Source organism: Micromonospora reichwaldensis (assembly GCF_031845925.1).
GTDB lineage: Bacteria > Actinomycetota > Actinomycetes > Mycobacteriales > Micromonosporaceae > Micromonospora > Micromonospora reichwaldensis.
Genome location: NZ_JAVRFL010000044.1, coordinates 1 through 15,535 on the forward strand (window position 1 = coordinate 1; position 15,535 = coordinate 15,535).

General features: G+C 73.4%; 17 protein-coding genes. 13 read left to right on the plus strand and 4 right to left on the minus strand.

Features of this window, described 5'->3' with window-relative positions; genetic code table 11:
* The 3 genes from RM555_RS27150 to RM555_RS27160 all read left to right on the plus strand — a co-directional run.
* The coding region (locus RM555_RS27150; protein ID WP_311414398.1) for a RidA family protein at positions 1-197 on the plus strand (197 nt) is incomplete at its 5' end.
* Positions 194-718 carry a 3-hydroxyanthranilate 3,4-dioxygenase gene (locus RM555_RS27155; RefSeq protein WP_311414399.1) on the plus strand — a complete coding sequence of 175 codons (525 nt, stop codon included), beginning with the start codon at positions 194-196 and terminating at the stop codon, positions 716-718. The genes RM555_RS27150 and RM555_RS27155, both read left to right, overlap by 4 nt.
* Positions 718-1,746, plus strand: coding sequence for an amidohydrolase family protein (locus RM555_RS27160; RefSeq protein WP_311414400.1), 1,029 nt, complete (start codon positions 718-720; stop codon positions 1,744-1,746). The genes RM555_RS27155 and RM555_RS27160 overlap by 1 nt, the downstream gene beginning before the upstream one ends.
* A gap of 106 nt (positions 1,747-1,852) precedes the next feature.
* Here RM555_RS27160 and RM555_RS27165 read toward each other — a convergent pair whose 3' ends face one another.
* Entirely contained in the window at positions 1,853-2,863 is a 1,011-nt protein-coding gene (locus tag RM555_RS27165; protein ID WP_311414401.1) for a poly(ethylene terephthalate) hydrolase family protein, read from the minus strand.
* A 140-nt stretch (positions 2,864-3,003) separates the two neighbouring features.
* Here RM555_RS27165 and RM555_RS27170 point away from each other — a divergent pair, with 140 nt between their 5' ends.
* The 3 genes from RM555_RS27170 to RM555_RS27180 are packed head-to-tail and all read left to right on the plus strand — an operon-like array spanning position 3,004 to position 5,222.
* Positions 3,004-4,467, plus strand: coding sequence for an amidase (locus tag RM555_RS27170; RefSeq protein ID WP_311414402.1), 1,464 nt, complete (start codon positions 3,004-3,006; stop codon positions 4,465-4,467).
* Positions 4,468-4,522: 55 nt separating this feature from the next.
* Positions 4,523-4,828, plus strand: coding sequence for an aa3-type cytochrome oxidase subunit CtaJ (gene ctaJ / locus RM555_RS27175; protein WP_449560154.1), 306 nt, complete (start codon positions 4,523-4,525; stop codon positions 4,826-4,828).
* On the plus strand, positions 4,815-5,222 hold the full coding sequence (locus RM555_RS27180) for a DUF5130 family protein (protein ID WP_132239293.1): 408 nt from the start codon (positions 4,815-4,817) through the stop codon (positions 5,220-5,222). The genes ctaJ and RM555_RS27180 overlap by 14 nt, the downstream gene beginning before the upstream one ends.
* Before the next feature lie 79 nt (positions 5,223-5,301).
* On the opposite strand, the gene pepN is transcribed toward RM555_RS27180, so the two are convergent.
* Entirely contained in the window at positions 5,302-7,854 is a 2,553-nt protein-coding gene (pepN, locus tag RM555_RS27185) for an aminopeptidase N (protein ID WP_311414403.1), read from the minus strand.
* Between the two features lie 213 nt (positions 7,855-8,067).
* Here pepN and RM555_RS27190 point away from each other — a divergent pair, with 213 nt between their 5' ends.
* The 4 genes from RM555_RS27190 to RM555_RS27205 all read left to right on the plus strand — a co-directional run bounded on the left by RM555_RS27190 (position 8,068) and on the right by RM555_RS27205 (position 11,080).
* A complete protein-coding gene (locus RM555_RS27190; RefSeq protein WP_311414404.1) occupies positions 8,068-8,691 on the plus strand; it encodes a mycothiol-dependent nitroreductase Rv2466c family protein in 624 nt (207 codons plus the stop codon).
* Positions 8,692-8,892: 201 nt separating this feature from the next.
* Complete coding sequence (locus RM555_RS27195) at positions 8,893-9,246, plus strand: hypothetical protein (RefSeq protein ID WP_311414405.1); 354 nt, start codon at positions 8,893-8,895, stop codon at positions 9,244-9,246.
* A 93-nt stretch (positions 9,247-9,339) separates the two neighbouring features.
* Entirely contained in the window at positions 9,340-10,539 is a 1,200-nt protein-coding gene (locus RM555_RS27200; RefSeq protein WP_311414406.1) for a DUF1015 family protein, read from the plus strand.
* Positions 10,540-10,612: 73 nt separating this feature from the next.
* A complete protein-coding gene (locus RM555_RS27205) occupies positions 10,613-11,080 on the plus strand; it encodes a ribose-5-phosphate isomerase (RefSeq protein WP_151457188.1) in 468 nt (155 codons plus the stop codon).
* Between the two features lie 236 nt (positions 11,081-11,316).
* On the opposite strand, the gene RM555_RS27210 is transcribed toward RM555_RS27205, so the two are convergent.
* Positions 11,317-11,640 carry a hypothetical protein gene (locus RM555_RS27210; protein WP_311414407.1) on the minus strand — a complete coding sequence of 108 codons (324 nt, stop codon included), beginning with the start codon at positions 11,638-11,640 and terminating at the stop codon, positions 11,317-11,319.
* 319 nt (positions 11,641-11,959) lie between these two features.
* On the opposite strand from RM555_RS27210, the gene RM555_RS27215 reads away from it, so the two are divergent.
* The gene (locus RM555_RS27215; protein ID WP_151457190.1) at positions 11,960-12,505 is read left to right on the plus strand and encodes a hypothetical protein; all 546 of its coding nucleotides are present in this window, start codon (positions 11,960-11,962) and stop codon (positions 12,503-12,505) included.
* A 145-nt stretch (positions 12,506-12,650) separates the two neighbouring features.
* Here the strand turns inward: RM555_RS27215 and RM555_RS27220 are convergent, their stop codons facing one another.
* Positions 12,651-12,917, minus strand: coding sequence for a hypothetical protein (locus RM555_RS27220; protein ID WP_311414408.1), 267 nt, complete (start codon positions 12,915-12,917; stop codon positions 12,651-12,653).
* Between the two features lie 194 nt (positions 12,918-13,111).
* On the opposite strand from RM555_RS27220, the gene RM555_RS27225 reads away from it, so the two are divergent.
* Together RM555_RS27225 and RM555_RS27230 are read left to right on the plus strand one after the other, a co-directional pair.
* Positions 13,112-13,909 carry a S1 family peptidase gene (locus tag RM555_RS27225; protein WP_132239275.1) on the plus strand — a complete coding sequence of 266 codons (798 nt, stop codon included), beginning with the start codon at positions 13,112-13,114 and terminating at the stop codon, positions 13,907-13,909.
* Positions 13,910-14,329: 420 nt separating this feature from the next.
* Positions 14,330-15,205 (plus strand): FG-GAP repeat domain-containing protein, encoded by an 876-nt coding sequence (locus tag RM555_RS27230; protein ID WP_311414425.1) that lies wholly within the window; start codon positions 14,330-14,332, stop codon positions 15,203-15,205.
* Positions 15,206-15,535: the final 330 nt, after the last annotated feature.

A 15,535-nucleotide genomic window follows, 5' to 3' on the forward strand; every position in this document is an offset into this window, starting at 1 on the left:
ACCTGAGCGACCTCGTGCAGGTCACCACCTACCTCGTCAACATGAACGACTTCGGCGGCTACAACCAGGTCTGGGCCGAGTACTTCGACGCCACCGGACCCACCCGCACCACCGTCGCCGTGCACCAACTACCCCACCCGCACCTGCTCATCGAGATTCAGGCCGTGGCCCTTCTTCCGTCAGGAGGTCAGTCGTGAGTGAGATCGCGGAGCCGTTCAGCTTCCCCGGTTGGATCGCGGAGAACCAGCACCTGCTCAAGCCGCCGGTCGGCAACAAGGAGATGTTCCCGGGCGGGGACGACTTCATCGTGATGGTGGTGGGCGGGCCCAACCAGCGCACCGACTTCCACGTCGACCCGTACGAGGAGTTCTTCTACCAGGTCAAGGGCAACATGCACGTCAACCTGATGACCCCGGAGGGGCCGCGTACGGTGCACGTGCGCGAGGGCCAGATGTGGATGCTGCCGCGCAACACCCCGCACTCGCCGCAGCGGCCCGAGGCCGGCTCGATCGGCGTGGTCGTGGAGCGGGTCCGCGAGGAGGGCACGCTGGAGAAGTTCCAGTGGTACTGCACCGAGTGCGGGCACCAGGTGCACGAGGTGGAGTTGCAGGTCCGCGACATCGCCGCCGACCTGCCCCCGGTGTTCCAGGAGTTCTACGCCGACGAGGCCGCCCGCACCTGCGCGAACTGCGGCGCGCTGCACCCGGGCAAGGGCTGATGCCTGCCGGGCCCGGACCGGCGCGGCCCCCCGTGGTCGACGTGCACACGCACGTCGTACCGAAGGGGTGGCCGGACCTCGGCGCGGCGTGCGGTGGGTCCGGTTGGCCCTGGCTGCGGGTCGACTCCGAGCGGGCGGCCATGATCATGGTGGGGGAGACGGAGTTCCGCCCGGTCGGGGCGGAGTGCTGGGACGCGCCGACCCGCCTCGGCGACATGGACGCCGACGGCGTGGACGTGCAGGTCGTCTCGCCCACCCCGGTCTTCTTCAGCTACGACCGGCCCGCCGACCAGGCGGTGAAGGTGGCCCGGATCTTCAACGACCTGACCCTGGAGGTCACCGCCGCCGGCGGCGACCGGCTGGTGCCGTTCTGTCAGGTGCCGTTGCAGGACCCGGAGGCGGCCTGCGCCGAACTGGACCGCTGCCTCGCGGCCGGGCACGCCGGGGTGGAGATCGGCAACCACGTCGGCGACCGCGACCTGGACGACGCCGGGATCGTGGAGTTCCTGACGCACTGCGCCGAGGTGGGCGCGCCGGTCTTCGTGCATCCGTGGGACATGCCGGGCGGCCCCCGGCTGGACCGGTGGATGGCCCGCTGGCTCGCCGGGATGCCCGCCGAGACGCACCTGTCGGTGCTGGCGCTGATCCTCGGCGGCGTCTTCGACCGGGTGCCCGACACGTTGCGGATCTGCTTCGCGCACGGCGGCGGCAGCTTCCCGTTCTGGCTGGGCCGCGCCGACAACGCCTGGCACCGCCGGGGCGACCTGGTACGCGGCGCCTCCACCGCCCCGCCCAGCTCGTACGTCGACCGGTTCTGCGTCGACTCGGTGGTCTTCTCCGCGCCCGCCCTGCGGCTGCTGGTCGACACGATGGGCGCCGAGCGGGTGCTCGTCGGCAGCGACTACCCGTACCCGCTGGGGGAGCGGCCGGTCGGCCGGGTGGTGCGCGAGGCGGACTTCCTCACCGGCGAGCAGCGCGACCTGCTGCTCGGCGGCAACGCGCTGCGGTTCCTGGGCACCCGGTCCTGAGCCGTGCCCGGGCGGCGCGGTCCCCGAGGGGCCCCGCACCGCCCGGCGGGTGGGATCCGGAGCCGTCGCGGCCCCCAGTGCGCGCGACGGCTCCGGAGCATGGGGTTCAGGAGTGCGGGCAGGTGTCCCGGTACTCCTCGATCGCCGAGCCCCGCGGGGCCGGGCAGAGGAACTGCTCGTAGCGGGTGTCGTCGTCGACGAACCGCTTGAGCCAGGAGATGCTGTACTTCGCCACCGTCACGTTCGACGAGGTGGGCGCCGAGTGGCTCGCCGCGTTCAGCTCCAGGTACGCCTTGTCCAGAGTGGCCGGCAAGCTGGTGTAGAACGGCTCCGAGTGCGACGAGACCGGGGCCACGGTGTCGTTCTCGGCCCCGATGACCAGGGTCGGTACGCGCACCGTGGACCAGCTCTTCTGGGTGTGCCAGCCGGTCAGCGGGATCGCCGCCTGCAACGCGGGCCGGGTGCTGGCCGCCGACAGGCTGCCTCCGCCGCCCATCGAGTGACCCATCACGGCGAGCCGGTTCCGGTCGATCCGGGTGCGGACGGTGCTGGTGTTGGTCAGGTAGTCCAGGGCGGCCAGCAACTGGGTGCCCCGGCTGGCCGGCTGGTCGTACACGGACCGGGTGTCGATGGTGATGACGACGAAGCCCTGCGAGGCCAGGCGGGGGCCGAGCCATGCGACCGAGGTCTGGCGTGCGGTGAAGCCGGGGGAGATGGCGACCGCGCCGAAGGTGCCCTCGGCGGTGCTCGTCGGGTAGTAGATCGTCCCGCCGCCGAAGCCGCTGACGCTGCCGGCGGCCACGGTGGTCTGGGCGGTGGCGAACGGGCCCCGGGTGGCCTCGATGCTGGCCACGGTGGGCGCGGGGCCGCGCTCGTAGGGGTTGGCGGCGAGCGGCGCGGCCGGGGGCAGGTCCCGGGCGCCGGCGGGTGCGGCGGGGGCGGCGGCCAGGCTCGCGCCGACCAGGGCGAGGGCCAGCAGCGGGCGGGTGGCGCGCGAGGACCAGCGGCGGCGGGGGACGGGGTGCAGAGCGGGTAGAGGTTGCACGGCGACGCTCCCTGCGGGGGTGGGGGTCGGTGGCGGGGTTGCGGGGGCCACCGGGTGGACGGTGATCGCCATCGATCGGGTCAATCCTGCGTGCCGGGTGCCGGTGGCCGGTCATCCCGATGTGGTCATGTCCGGGGGGATATGGCGCTCGTCGCACCGCCGGCCGGCCGTGTCGTACGGCACAGCGGCGGCCGGGCGGGCAGGATGAGGGGATGGCCGAGCCGCACGACCTGACCGCGCTGGAGCAGGCCGCCGCGATCGCCCGGGGCGAGCTGTCCAGCGTCGAACTGGTCGAGCACCACCTGACCCGGGTCGACGCGCTCGGCGACACCGTCGGCGCGTTCGTCACGGTCACCGGCGAGCGGGCCCGCGTGGCGGCCCGCGCCGCCGACGCCGTCCCCGCCGACGAGCGCGGCCCGTTGCACGGCGTGCCGACCGCGATCAAGGACCTGACCCTCACCGCCGGGGTGCGCACCACCTTCGGCTCGGCGGCGTTCGCCGACTTCGTGCCGCCCGTGGACGCCGACGTGGTCCGGTTCATGGCGGAGGCCGGGCTGGTGAGCCTGGGCAAGACCACCACCTCCGAGCTGGGCTGTTCGCTCTACTCGGAGGGGCTGGTCGCGCCGCCGGCCCGTAACCCGTGGGACCTGGCGTACACCGCCGGCGGCTCCAGCGGAGGGGCGGCGGCGGCCGTCGCGGCCGGGTTGGTGCCGGTCGCCCAGGGCTCCGACGGCGGCGGCTCGCTGCGCATCCCGGCGTCCCTGTGCGGCCTGGTCGGCTACAAGCCGAGCCGGGGGCTGGTCTCCGGGGGGCCGGTCGGCTCCGGCGCCTTCGGCCTGCCCACCAACGGCCCGATCGGGCGTACGGTCGCCGACGCGGCGGCGCTGCTCGACGTGCTGGCCCGGCCGGTGCCCGGCGAGCCCTACCTGGCGCCCACCCCGCCCTCGGGCGGCTGGCTCGGCGCGGCCCGCTCTGCCGACCCGGGGCGGCTGCGCGTCGGGCGGTTCACCGCCCCGATGCTCGCCGACGAGCCGGTGCACCCCGACTGCCTCGCCGCCGTGGACCGGGCGGCGGCGCTGCTCACCGCCGCCGGCCACGAGGTGGTCGACGTCCCCGCGCCCCTCGGGCCCGCCGTGTGGCCGCTGTTCGAGATCGTCTGGTACGTGCTGGCGCTCGCGCCCGTGCCGCGCGGGCGGGAGAGTGCGCTGCTGCCGCTGACCCGCCACCTGCGTGCCCGGGGTGCGGAGATCTCCGCCGGCACCCTCACCGCCACGCTCGGCGAACTCCAGGCGCAGGTACGCCTCGGCGTACGCCGCACCGCCGGCTGCGACCTGCTGCTCTGCCCGACCCTCGCCGCGCCGCAGGCGCCGCTGGGCTGGTTCGCCGAGGGGGGCGACCCGGCCGAGGACTTCGACCGGCAGCGCCGGTTCTCGCCGTACTGCGCCGTGTTCAACGTCACGGGTGATCCGTCCGTGTCCCTGCCGGTGGGCGTCACCGCCGAGGGGCTGCCCGTGGGGGTCCTGCTGACCGGCCGGTACGGCGACGACGCGAGGTTGATCGCCACGGCTGCGCAACTGGAGCACTCCAGTGGCGGATGGGATCGCCACCCCGCAATCTGGCGGGCCGTGGGCTCCGCTAACGTGAATGGCAGCGGTGTCGGGAGGTCGGCGCCATGATCGTCCACCCGACCCGGATCCTTGAGGTCTCTTCTTCCGCCTGGGGGCGTTGGGATTGTCTGTAACCGAGACGTTGCTGGTCTTCGTCGGCATCCCGGCGGCCGCGGTGCTGGTGATCGCCGGTCTGGCGTACGCCGGTAGCCGTGGCGGCGGCGGTGGCGGCGCCAAGCGCTACCGGCCGGGCCGGTCCTTCGACTTCACTCCGGTCTGGTTCCTGGGCCGGCCGGAGCAGCTGGCCGACTCGGCCGGCACCGCCCTGGCAGCGGGCGCGCAGGCGCCGGCGCTGACCAGCCGCAAGCAGGAGCAGGCCGGCATCGAGGCGCCGGCCGGTGGAACCGGAGGCGCAAGTGACCGTTGGTGAGAAGCAGGCCGGGACGGGGAATCCGCCCGAGGTGCTGGACGGGCCGTTCTCGACCCGCCAGCTGCTGCGCATCGACGAGGCCCTGCGCCTGGCGGACCAGGGCACCGGCCTGGTCTTCTCGGTGTTCGTCGGCGGCCTCGACGAGCCGATCCGCGAGCACGCGGAGCGGCTGCACCGCCAGCTCGCCGAGCCCGACCGGTCGGTCCTGATCGCGGTGTCGCCCAACCAGCGGCAGCTGGAGATCGTCACCGGCCGGCACGCCCGCAAGCGCATCCCCGACACCTACGCCCGGCTCGCCGCGCTCTCGATGGTGGCGGCGTTCGGCGGCGGCGACCTGGCCGGCGGCATCATCAACGGCCTCGACCAGCTCGCCAGCCACGCCGGCAAGGGCTGACCGACCCGAGCCCCACCCGACGTCCAACGGTGAAGCCCGGTCCGCGGTGCGGACCGGGCTTCACCGTGTCGGGCGTACGTCAGGCGCTGCGGGCGTCCCGCTCGCGGGCCCGCAGGGCGCGGACGACGCCGTCGCGGCCCTCGCCCACCAGCCGGCGCAGCGGGGCCGAGTGGCCGTCGCCGGCCAGCCACGCGTCGGTGGCCGCCACGGTCTCGTCGTCCACCAGGTACGCCGGGTACGCCAGCTGCGCGAACTCCTGCGCCGGCTCGCTGTCCCGGCTGCCCCAGATTTGGTCCACAGTGGCGAAGTACGCGTCGCGGTAGGGCACCGTCAGCTCGACCTGCGCCGGGTGGATGAGGCCCTGCAACAGCGCCCGGTTGCGCCAGTTCGGCAGCGACTCCGGGCCGGTCAGCTCGGCCCACACGGCGGCCTTGTTCTCCGCCGTCGGCACCAGCGCGTGCGCGTACGCGGCCTCGCGCTCGCCACTGGCCGTGCGGTCCCCGGCCAGCTCGGCCTCGATCTCGGCGGGACCGGCCGCGCCGTTGGCGACCAGCGCCCCCAGCACGGCCCAGCGCAGCTCGGTGTCAATGGACAGGCCGGCCGGAACGTCGGAGCCGGCCAGCCAGCCCCGCAGGGTGGCCAGGTCCTCGGCCGAGCGGGCCGCCGTGGCGTACGCGCGGGCCCAGGTCAGCTGGAAGCCGCTGCCCGGTTCCGCCGCCGCCAGCGTCGTCCGCGCGGTGCGGGCCAGCTCCGCCCAGCCGGTCGGCGCCCAGGCCGGGTCGGCGTAGAACGTGAGCGCCGTCTTGGCCTGGCGCAGGGCGGCGTTGACCAGGTTGATGTCGGTCTCGGCGGGCAGCCCCGCCAGCACCAGCGCCACGTAGTCGCGGGCGGCCAGCTCGGCGTCGCGGGTCATGTCCCAGGCGGCGGTCCAGCACAGCGCGCGGGCCAGCGACGACTCGAAGCCGGCGATGTGCTGCACCACGGTGGCCATCGACCGCTCGTCGAGGCGCAGCTTGGTGTAGGTGAGGTCGTCGTCGTTGAGCAGCAGCACGTCGGCGGCGGGCACGCCGCGCAGCGCGGTCAGCTCGGTCCGCTCGCCGGCGACGTCGATCTCGTGCCGCTCGCGGCGGACCAGCCGGCCGTCGGTCAGGTCGTAGAGGCCCACCCCGATCCGGTGGGTACGCAGCGTCGGGTGCGCGGTGGGTGCCTCCTGGAGCACGACGACCTGCTCGTAGGTGCCGTCCGCGCCGATCGTCAGCTCCGGCCGCAGCGTGTTGACCTGCGCCGTCTCCAGCCACTGGGCGGCGAACTTGCGCAGCTCCCGGCCGGAGGCCGTCTCCAGCTCGGAGAGCAGGTCGTCGAAGGTGGCGTTGCCCCACGCGTGCTTGGCGAAGTAGGCCCGCAGGCCGGCCAGGAACGGCTCCTCACCGACGTACGCGACGAGCTGCTTGAGCACGCTCGCGCCCTTGGCGTAGGTGATGCCGTCGAAGTTGACCTCGACCGCCTCCAGGTCCGGCATCTCGCAGTAGACCGGGTGGGTGGAGGAGAGCTGGTCCTGCCGGTAGCCCCAGTTCTTGCGGATGGACAGGAACGTCGTCCAGGCCTCGGTGAAGCGGGTGGCGTGGGTGTTGCACCAGTGGCTGGCCCACTCGGCGAACGACTCGTTGAGCCACAGGTCGTTCCACCAGCGCATGGTGACCAGGTCACCGAACCACATGTGCGCCAGCTCGTGCAGGATCGTGTTCGCCCGCTGCTCGTACTCGTAGTCGGTCACCTGCGAGCGGAAGAGGTAGTGCGACTCGGCGTGCGTGACGCAGCCGAAGTTCTCCATGGCGCCGGCGTTGAAGTCGGGCACCCACAGCTGGTCGTACTTGGGCAGCGGGTAGCGCACGCCGAACTGCTCGTGGAAGAAGTCGAAGCCCTGCTTGGTGACCAGGAAGAGGTCGTCCGAGTCGAGGTGCGGCGCCATCGAGGCCCGGCAGAACGCGCCCAGGTCGATGCCGTCGTGGCTGTCCCGCACCTCGTGGTACGGCCCGGCGCAGAGGGCGGTGATGTAGGTGCTCATCCGCACCGAGGTGGTGAGGTGGACCGTCTTCAGCCCTTCGCCCGCCGCCTCCTCCCGCTCCACCGGCATGTTCGAGACCACCTTCCAGTGGTCCGGGACGGTGGCGTGCCAGGTGTAGACGCTCTTCAGGTCGGGCTGGTCGAAGCAGGCGAAGACCCGCTGGGCGTCGGCCGTCTCGAACTGGCTGTAGAGGTAGGTCTCGCCGTCGACCGGGTCGACGGTGCGGTGCAGGCCCTGCCCGCTGTTCGAGTACGCGAAGTCCGCCTCGACGACGAGCGTGTTCTCGCTGTCCAGTCCCGACAGGGTCAGGCCCTTCTCGGCCGACCAGTCGCCCAGGTCCACCGGGGTCCCGTTCAGCGTCGCGGACCGCACCGAGTCGGCGGCCAGCTCGATGAAGGTGCTCGCGCCGGGTTCCGCGCACCGGAACCGCACCTCGGTCCTCGAACGGAAGGTGCGAGCCCCGGCCGCCGCCCGTACGGCGGACGAGAGGTCCAGACTGATGTCGTATCCGGTCACGTCGAGCAGGCGGGCCCGCTCGGTGGCCTCGACCTGCGTCAGGTTGCGCACTCCCGGCACTTTTCGTCTCCATCCCGTTTCGCCGCACGCCTTGGTGGCGCCGTCATCGACCGCTCGTGACGGCCGGATTCGAGTCTTCCATGCACGAACACCCTGTGGTGGGCGAGGTCACGCTCTCATTCCGCTGTCGGTCGATACCCGCTGGGGTGAAGATCGCAGGAGGCGCCGGGAGGCCGGCGCACCCCGTTTTCGAAGGGACCAGCCGTGAGCGAGCGTGCCGCCGTAGACATGTTCTTCGACCCCCTCTGCCCGTGGGCGTGGATCACCTCCCGTTGGCTGCTGGAGGTGGAGCAGGTCCGGGACGTGGATGTCCGGTTCCGTGTGATGAGCCTCTCGGTGCTCAACGAGGGCCGGGAGCTGCCCGAGCAGTACCAGGAGCTGATGCGGACCGGCTGGGGCCCGGTGCGGGTCTGCATCGCCGTCGAGCAGCGGTACGGCCAGGACGCTGTCCGGAAGCTCTACACCGCGCTCGGCACCCGGATCCATCTCGGGCAGGAGAAGCTCACGCGGGAGCTGTTCGTCGCCGCGCTGACCGACGTCGGGCTCGACCCGGCGCTGGCCGACGTCGCCGAGGGCACCGCCCACGACGAGGCGCTGCGGGCCAGCCACGAGGCCGGCATGCGTCCGGTGGGCACCGACGTCGGCACCCCGGTGATCCACGCGCCCGGCCCGGACGGCGGCACGGTCGCCTTCTTCGGCCCGGTGGTCACCCCGGCGCCGAAGGGGGAGGCCGCCGGCCGGCTCTGGGACGGCGTCCTGCTGGTCGCCGGCACCCCCGGCTTCTACGAGCTGAAGCGCTCCCGCGACCTCGACCCCATCTTCGACTGACTCCGCTCCTCCGCTCGGCCCCGCCGTGGGCACCTCCCGGACCGATCAGGGGGTTCGCGTCGTGAACCCCCTGATCGGCGGCGGCGACGCGGGGCCCGGGGGAGGGCGGGGGCGTCACCGGGGCGGCGGCGGGATCGTTGGCCCGGGTGTCCGCCGCAGCGACCCGCAGGGCCGCACCCGCAGCTCGTGGAGGCAGTTCCGATGGCCAAGCACCGTGTGCCCGGTGACGACCCGTCGACCCGGGAGGGAGTGACCGAGCGCCCGGACGCGGCGTACTGGTCGGTCGACGACTCCCGCTGGCCGGCGGTCCGTCCCGACCTTCCCGCCCACATGGTGGACCTGCTCGCCCCGCCGATCGTGGTCGGCGTCGCCCGCGTGCCGGCCACCTCCCGGCTCACCCCGCCGACCGAGCACCGGCCGGTGCCGGCCGCGCCGGGCGGGACCCGGCGGATCGTGCCCGCCGGACCGGGTGTGCCGGGCCGGCGACCGGCGGGCGGCCCCACGCCGGGCGGCCGGCACCGCAGGGCTGCGGGACAGCCCGACCGCACCGCCTGAATCCGGCGCCCCGCCCCGGTAGCTCTTTCATCTGGTGGACCCCGCGCGGGTCCCGCGCCGGCGGGACCCGCGTCGCCGGTAGCGTCTTCGCACATGACGGTCGTGCATCCGATCGCCCGGGCCTGGATCACCACTGGCGGCACCGGCGCGCAGAACTACGACGAGTTCGCCGACGACGCGGAGATCACCGCGATCATCGAGGCGAACCCGCACAGTGCCCTCGGCATCGAGATGCCCCACCGGGCGCCGGAGAGCCTGGGCAGGTCCTTCCTCGACGCCCTGCCGGACGCGGTGACCCGGCTCGCCGAGGCCAAGGCCGACGGCAGCTACACGCCGGCCGAGCAGGTCGTGGTCCTTTACCGGATCAGCGCGCCGGGGGAGGAGAACGCGTACGGGCTCTTCGCCATGGTGGACACCGACCAGATCTCCACCCGCGCCGACGAGCCCGGCCTGGTCATCCGCAACGAGGACGTCTTCATCGCGAAGGTGCGGGAGCGGGTGGCGCTCGCCGAGGCGCTGGGGCACCTGCTGTCGCCCGTACTCCTGCTCCAGACCGGGCGCGGCGACGAGCTGCACGCCGCCCTCGCGGCGGCGACCGACGCGGCCGGCGCGCCGGCGGCGACCGACACCGACCAGGCCGGGCGCACCCACGCCATCTGGCTGCTCGGGCCGGGCCCCCGCCAGGACGAGCTGACCGCCCTGGCGGGCGGCGGGGAGCTGGTCGTGGCCGACGGCAACCACCGCAGCCTGGCCGCGCAGACCGGCGGGCTGCCGCGCTTCCTGTCGGTGATCACGACCCCGGCGTCGGTGGCGATCCAGCCCTACAACCGGCTGGTCAGCGAGCTGACCACCACCGCCGACGACCTGCTCGGCCGGCTCCGCGCCGCCGGCGCGGAGATCAGCCCGATCGACGGCCCGGTCGAGGTCCCGGCGGCCGGCGGCACCGTGCACCTCCGCCTCGCCGGCCGGGGGTACGCGGTCACCCTGCCGCACGTCGGCGAGAACCGGCTGGAGAACCTGGACCACGCCCTGGTCGAGCGGCTGCTGCTGCGCGACGCGCTCGGGCTCGACCCGGGCGACAAGCGGATCACCTACGTCGGCGGCGACTACCCGGCGAGCTGGCTGACCGGCGAGGTCGACGCGGGCCGGGCCGAGCTGGCGGTGCTGGTCGCCCCGGTGACGGTGGACGACTTCGTCGCGGTCAACCTGGCGCGGGAGAAGATGCCGCGCAAGAGCACCTGGTTCACCCCGAAGGCCCGCGGCGGCCTGGTGGTCGCCGAGCTGTCCCGCTGACCCCTGTGACGAATCCGCCTCCGGGACGCCGCCCGCGCGTCGTCCCGGAGGCGCGCCTGACAGACTGCGCGGTATGCGCGTCTACCTGGGATCCGACCACGCCGGTTTCGAGTTGAAGGTGCACCTGGTCAACCACCTGACCAAGGAGGGGCACGACGTGGTCGACGTCGGCCCGCACGCCTTCGACCCGGACGACGACTACCCGGCCTTCTGCCTGCACACCGGTGACCGGGTGGTGGCTGACGAGGGCAGCCTCGGGGTGGTCATCGGCGGCTCGGGCAACGGCGAGCAGATCGCCGCGAACAAGGTGGCCGGCGTCCGGGCGGCCCTCGCCTGGAGCATCGACACCGCCCAGCTGGCCCGCGAGCACAACGACGCGAACATCGTCGCGGTCGGCGCCCGCCAGCACACGCTGGACGAGGCCACCGCCATCGTCGAGGCGTTCCTGACGACCCCGTTCTCGGGCAACGAGCGGCACGCCCGCCGGATCGCCCAGGTGGCCGACTACGAGAGCACCCGCCAGCTCCCCACGCTGCCCTGACCGCCTGACCGCCTGACCGCCTGACCGCCTGACCGCCTGACCGCCTGACCGCCTGGTCGTCCCGGGCGGGTGGGCGGCTCTGCGGTTGGTGGGACCGCCGTAGCTGTCGACGGGCCGTGCCCCTGTGGGGCGGTGTTCCCTGTGGGACGGCTCTCCCCGTGGGGCGGCTCCCCCTGCGAGGCGGATCTCCCTGCGGGCCGTGTGTCCTGCCCGGCGGTTCCCGCCAGGGTCGGGGGTCAGCGGCGGGGGAGGTCCTCGCGGGGCGTCCAGTTGCGGCGGATGATCACCACGCGTTCCTCGGCCGCGGCCAGGTCCTCGTCCGTGGGACGGGAGGCGTCGCGGGCCCGCATCGCGGCGGTCACGCTCACCTGGGAGGAGCCGGGGCCGACGAGACCACGCAGGCCGCGGTCGCCCTCGTCACCCGGGCCGCCGCGGCGGGCACGCGGCGGCGGCTCGGGACCGTCGTGCACCCCGGCGGTCGTCGCGTTGGGGCCCCCGGTCGCGCCCGCGTCACCGCTCGGGTGCCGTATCCGGCGCCGACGTCGCTCCGTGTCACCCATCAGCCGACCGTACCGCCCCGACCCGATCGGCGCTGGCTCGCGCGTCCGGCGCTGGCTCGCGGGCCCGGTGCCGGTTCGCGGGCCCGGTGCCGGTTCGCGGGTCCGTGCCGGCTTGCGCGTCCGGCGCGTGGGGCGCGGGGTGGCCGGTGACTTCGGTCACGACGACCCGGTCGTCGGCGGTCGCCGGGTCTGCCGGCCCCCGCCGTGGTCAGCGGATCGCGGCCTGTGCCCGGGTGCGGCCTCGGCGACCGGTTTGCCGGCTGGCTACCCTCGGAACGGACGGCGGCCGGTGGTCGCCGTCGTCCAGGGGAGGGACGAGATGGTCGACCAGACGCAGCCGTGGGCCGAGCGGACCGTCGAGGTGCCGCCGCAGCCCGGTGCCGGGGTGCCGCCGCAGCGCGACGCGTACCAGCGGGGGGTGGCCTCGGTCGGGCAGTCCCGTACGACGCGCACCGAGCCGTTCCCCGTCGTCGAGCACGAGCCGACGGGCACCGGGTGGCCGGACGCGCCGGCCCCGCGCCGGCCGCTGAGCTGGCACGTCGAGCAGTTGAAGCGCGGCGGCGAGTGGAGTGCGGCCGGCGCGCTCTTCGCCTTCGTCTGCTGGGGGATCTGGGCCATCTCGGGCGGCGGGAACCTGGGCGGCCCGTTCCTGATCTTCCTGCTGAGCCTGCTGGTGGCCGTCGGCCTCTTCGCGTTGGCCCGGCTGCTCGGCCGGGTGGTGCTGGAGCGGCAGCTGGGCCGGGTGCGGCGCAGCGCGCGCGGGGCGCACCTGGTGACGGCGGTCTTCCTGGCCGGTCTCGGGATCGCCTACCTCCAGCAGACCGAGTGGGTCGTGTCGGCCTGGAACTGGATCAGCAACAACTGACCGTACGCCCGGGCGGGTCGGCCTGCGCCGCCCGCCCGCGCGCCCGGTCGCGGCGTCTCGCGACCTCCGGTCGTTCCACCAGGTCGCCGGCTGCTTACCCGGCCGGCCGCGGTTCATCCGCGCCCGGCCGGAGCTGATCCGCAGCTCAGTGCTTCCCGCCGTGGCCCTCCGCGTCGGCCTTCGGGGAGGCCACCCGGGCCGCCGGGTCCTCGACGCCGGGCTCTCCGCCGTCCGGCGCCACCATTCCGTCGTAGTTGTAGACCGTGCCGTCCTCGCCGTGCTGCTTCGTGGTCCGGACGTAGCGGTGCATCATGCCGTCGATCTCCACCTCGAGCAGGGCGTCGCCGCCCGTGTCGATGGTGCTGCCGTCCCGGGGTCCGCCAATGAGGTGTGCCTTCGTGTTCGTGTCCATGTCCAGGCCCGTACCCGGGCGGTCCCGGCGCAAAACGGGCGATGCGCGTCCGGCGCGCCGGATCCTGGTCGGCTGCGGTATGACCGACGCGGGATGTGTCGGGGCATTGCTATCCATCGATAGATATCCATAGGCTCCCGCCATCGGTTTCCGGCGCGCCGCCTCGGCCCGCCGCGAGGGTTCGGGAGGCTCCCATGGTCCGTTGGCGCACACTCGTCGGCCGGTTGGCCGCCGCGTTGGTGGCGGTCACCGCCGGCTCGTTCGTCCTGGCTGTTCCGGCCTCCGCCAAACCCGGGCCCGAGGTGACCCCGTACGTCGTGGGCGGAACGCTGGCCGCGCAGGGCGAGTTCCCCTTCATGGTCCGGCTCTCCATGGGCTGCGGCGGTTCCCTCTACAGCCCGCGCCTGGTGCTGACGGCCGCGCACTGCGTCGGCGGGACCGGTACGAACACCAGCATCACCGCCACCCTCGGCGTCGTGGACCTCCAGTCGTCGAGCCGGATCCAGGTGCGCTCGAACTACGTCTACCGGGCGCCCGGCTACAACGGCAACGGCAAGGACTGGGCCCTGATCCGGCTGGCCACGCCGGTCACCACGCTCCCGACGCTGAAGATCGCCACCAGCACCGCGTACGACAACGGCACCTTCACGGTCGCCGGCTGGGGCGCCACCCGCGAGGGCGGCGCGCAGCAGCGCTACCTGCGTAAGGCCAGCGTGCCGTTCGTCAGCGACGCGACCTGCAACTCCTACTACGGCGGCCAGATCATCGCGAACGAGGAGATCTGCGCCGGCTACGCCAGCGGCGGCATCGACACCTGCCAGGGGGACTCGGGCGGCCCGATGTTCCGGCGCGACGCGAGCAACGCCTGGATCCAGGTCGGGATCGTGAGCTGGGGCAACGGCTGCGCCCGGCCCTCCTACCCCGGCGTCTACACCCAGGTGAGCACCTTCGCCCCGGCGATCGCCTCGGCGGCGGCGAGCCTCGGCGGCTGACCCGGAACCAACCCTCGGGGCCCGGCCGGCTCGTCCGGCCGGGCCCCCGCGCGTGCTTGGCTGGCCCTGCCCGGCGCCAGTCCCGCGCGTGCTCCGGCTGGCCCTGACCGTGCGCCCGCCCGACGGTTCCGCGCGGCGGGCCGCTCGGGCCACGGCCTCGACTGCACGTGCCAGAAACGGAGGTGGCAGAAAGTTGTGTACGCCCCATCTTCGAACGGTCCTCCAATGCCCGTGGCCGACGATGGGGGCATGGGCCAGCGCCGATAGGCGTAGGTTGCTTTGTCGTATGTCGATCTCGCCTGTCGATCGTCTTCTTGCGGGTGGTGAGGGGTGCGGGTAGGGGTTACCACCCCCAACCCCTGTTCGTAATGATCGGACTGTCGTATTTCGGGGTGTGCGGGGAGGTAGTTCGTGGCACGCATGGGCGGGAATGGTCACTGCCGTTCGTTCAACGGGAACGGGAGGATGGACATCATGGCCCGTGACGACGACACGGGTGAACTGCTGGTCTTCCCGCACAGCGGCAGCTTCCGGGGTAGCGAGACATACGACGAGCCCGTGCTGATCAGCACCGGCTTCCATCCGTATCGCCACCACGGGATGGTCCGTCCCATCGACGTCAACGGCAACGGCTACGCCGACGTGATCGGCGTGAGCATGACGCACATGAACGAAACGCACGGGATCTTCCTCTATCCCAACCGGGGTGGGCTGAACGGTCTCGACACCCTCGGCGAGCCGATCCGGATCTCCGGCGCGCGCGACGACAAGAAGTGGGAGACCCTCGGCATCGCCGACGTGGATCTGGACGGCTGCGACGACATGTTCGGCCGCGAGCAGGACGCGGGCCACGTCGACGCGTTCTTCAACAAGCGCCAGGTCACGCAGAACGAGACGTACGACCGCACCGCGCACCGCCTGGTGACGGTCGACGTCGAGGACTTCCCGCTGGCGATGGCCGACTTCACCGGCACCGGCCGGCCCGACCTGCTGGTCCGCCGCGCCAACGGCGACCTCGACCTGTACGAGTTCGCGCACGACACCTCCGGCGAGGGCCCGTGGTGGCGGGGCGAGGGCCAGTGGTTCACGCTCGGCAAGGGCTGGCAGGAGTTCGCGCACATCACGGTGACCGACATCGACCTCGACGGCCGGCCGGACCTCCTGGCCGTACGCGCCGACGGCACGCTCGTCGTCCACCTGCACAACGGCAAGTTCGACCCGGAGCGGCCCTCGGCCACGTTCTCCGCGCCGGAGGTGCTCGCGACGGGCTGGCAGAAGTACTCGGTGGTGAGCTGACCTGGGCCGCCCGCTGAGGGCCGGACGGCCCGGTGACGCCGGCTTCTGCCCGATGGAGGCCATCTCGGTGTGCGACGCGCGGGCGGGGGCACAGACCGCCCCGACGAGGTGACGGGGGCCGGGTTCCGCGCCCGGCTCCCGGCCACGCGGCGACACCACCGGTCCGGCCCGGGCGACATCCCGCACGCGCGGACGACCGGCTGAAGCACCGGTGACCGCAGGACATCTTGAAACCGCTGCCGCGCCTTCGCGTGAAAGCGCCCGACCGCCCCGCCGCCGCGTGCGAGCGCCCCTGCCGCCGCGCTTTCGTGTGGGGAGCGCCCTGCCGTC

Excerpts from the sequence above, each read along its gene's own strand:
- RM555_RS27160 (WP_311414400.1), top strand. The coding sequence starts at position 718 with ATGCCTGCCGGGCCCGGACCGGCGCGGCCCCCCGTGGTCGACGTGCAC.
- RM555_RS27165 (WP_311414401.1), bottom strand. The coding sequence starts at position 2,863 with ATGGCGATCACCGTCCACCCGGTGGCCCCCGCAACCCCGCCACCGACC.
- RM555_RS27170 (WP_311414402.1), top strand. The coding sequence starts at position 3,004 with ATGGCCGAGCCGCACGACCTGACCGCGCTGGAGCAGGCCGCCGCGATC.
- RM555_RS27195 (WP_311414405.1), top strand. The coding sequence starts at position 8,893 with ATGGCCAAGCACCGTGTGCCCGGTGACGACCCGTCGACCCGGGAGGGA.
- RM555_RS27200 (WP_311414406.1), top strand. The coding sequence starts at position 9,340 with ATGACGGTCGTGCATCCGATCGCCCGGGCCTGGATCACCACTGGCGGC.
- RM555_RS27205 (WP_151457188.1), top strand. The coding sequence starts at position 10,613 with ATGCGCGTCTACCTGGGATCCGACCACGCCGGTTTCGAGTTGAAGGTG.
- RM555_RS27210 (WP_311414407.1), bottom strand. The coding sequence starts at position 11,640 with ATGGGTGACACGGAGCGACGTCGGCGCCGGATACGGCACCCGAGCGGT.
- RM555_RS27215 (WP_151457190.1), top strand. The coding sequence starts at position 11,960 with ATGGTCGACCAGACGCAGCCGTGGGCCGAGCGGACCGTCGAGGTGCCG.
- RM555_RS27220 (WP_311414408.1), bottom strand. The coding sequence starts at position 12,917 with ATGGACACGAACACGAAGGCACACCTCATTGGCGGACCCCGGGACGGC.
- RM555_RS27225 (WP_132239275.1), top strand. The coding sequence starts at position 13,112 with ATGGTCCGTTGGCGCACACTCGTCGGCCGGTTGGCCGCCGCGTTGGTG.
- RM555_RS27230 (WP_311414425.1), top strand. The coding sequence starts at position 14,330 with ATGGGCGGGAATGGTCACTGCCGTTCGTTCAACGGGAACGGGAGGATG.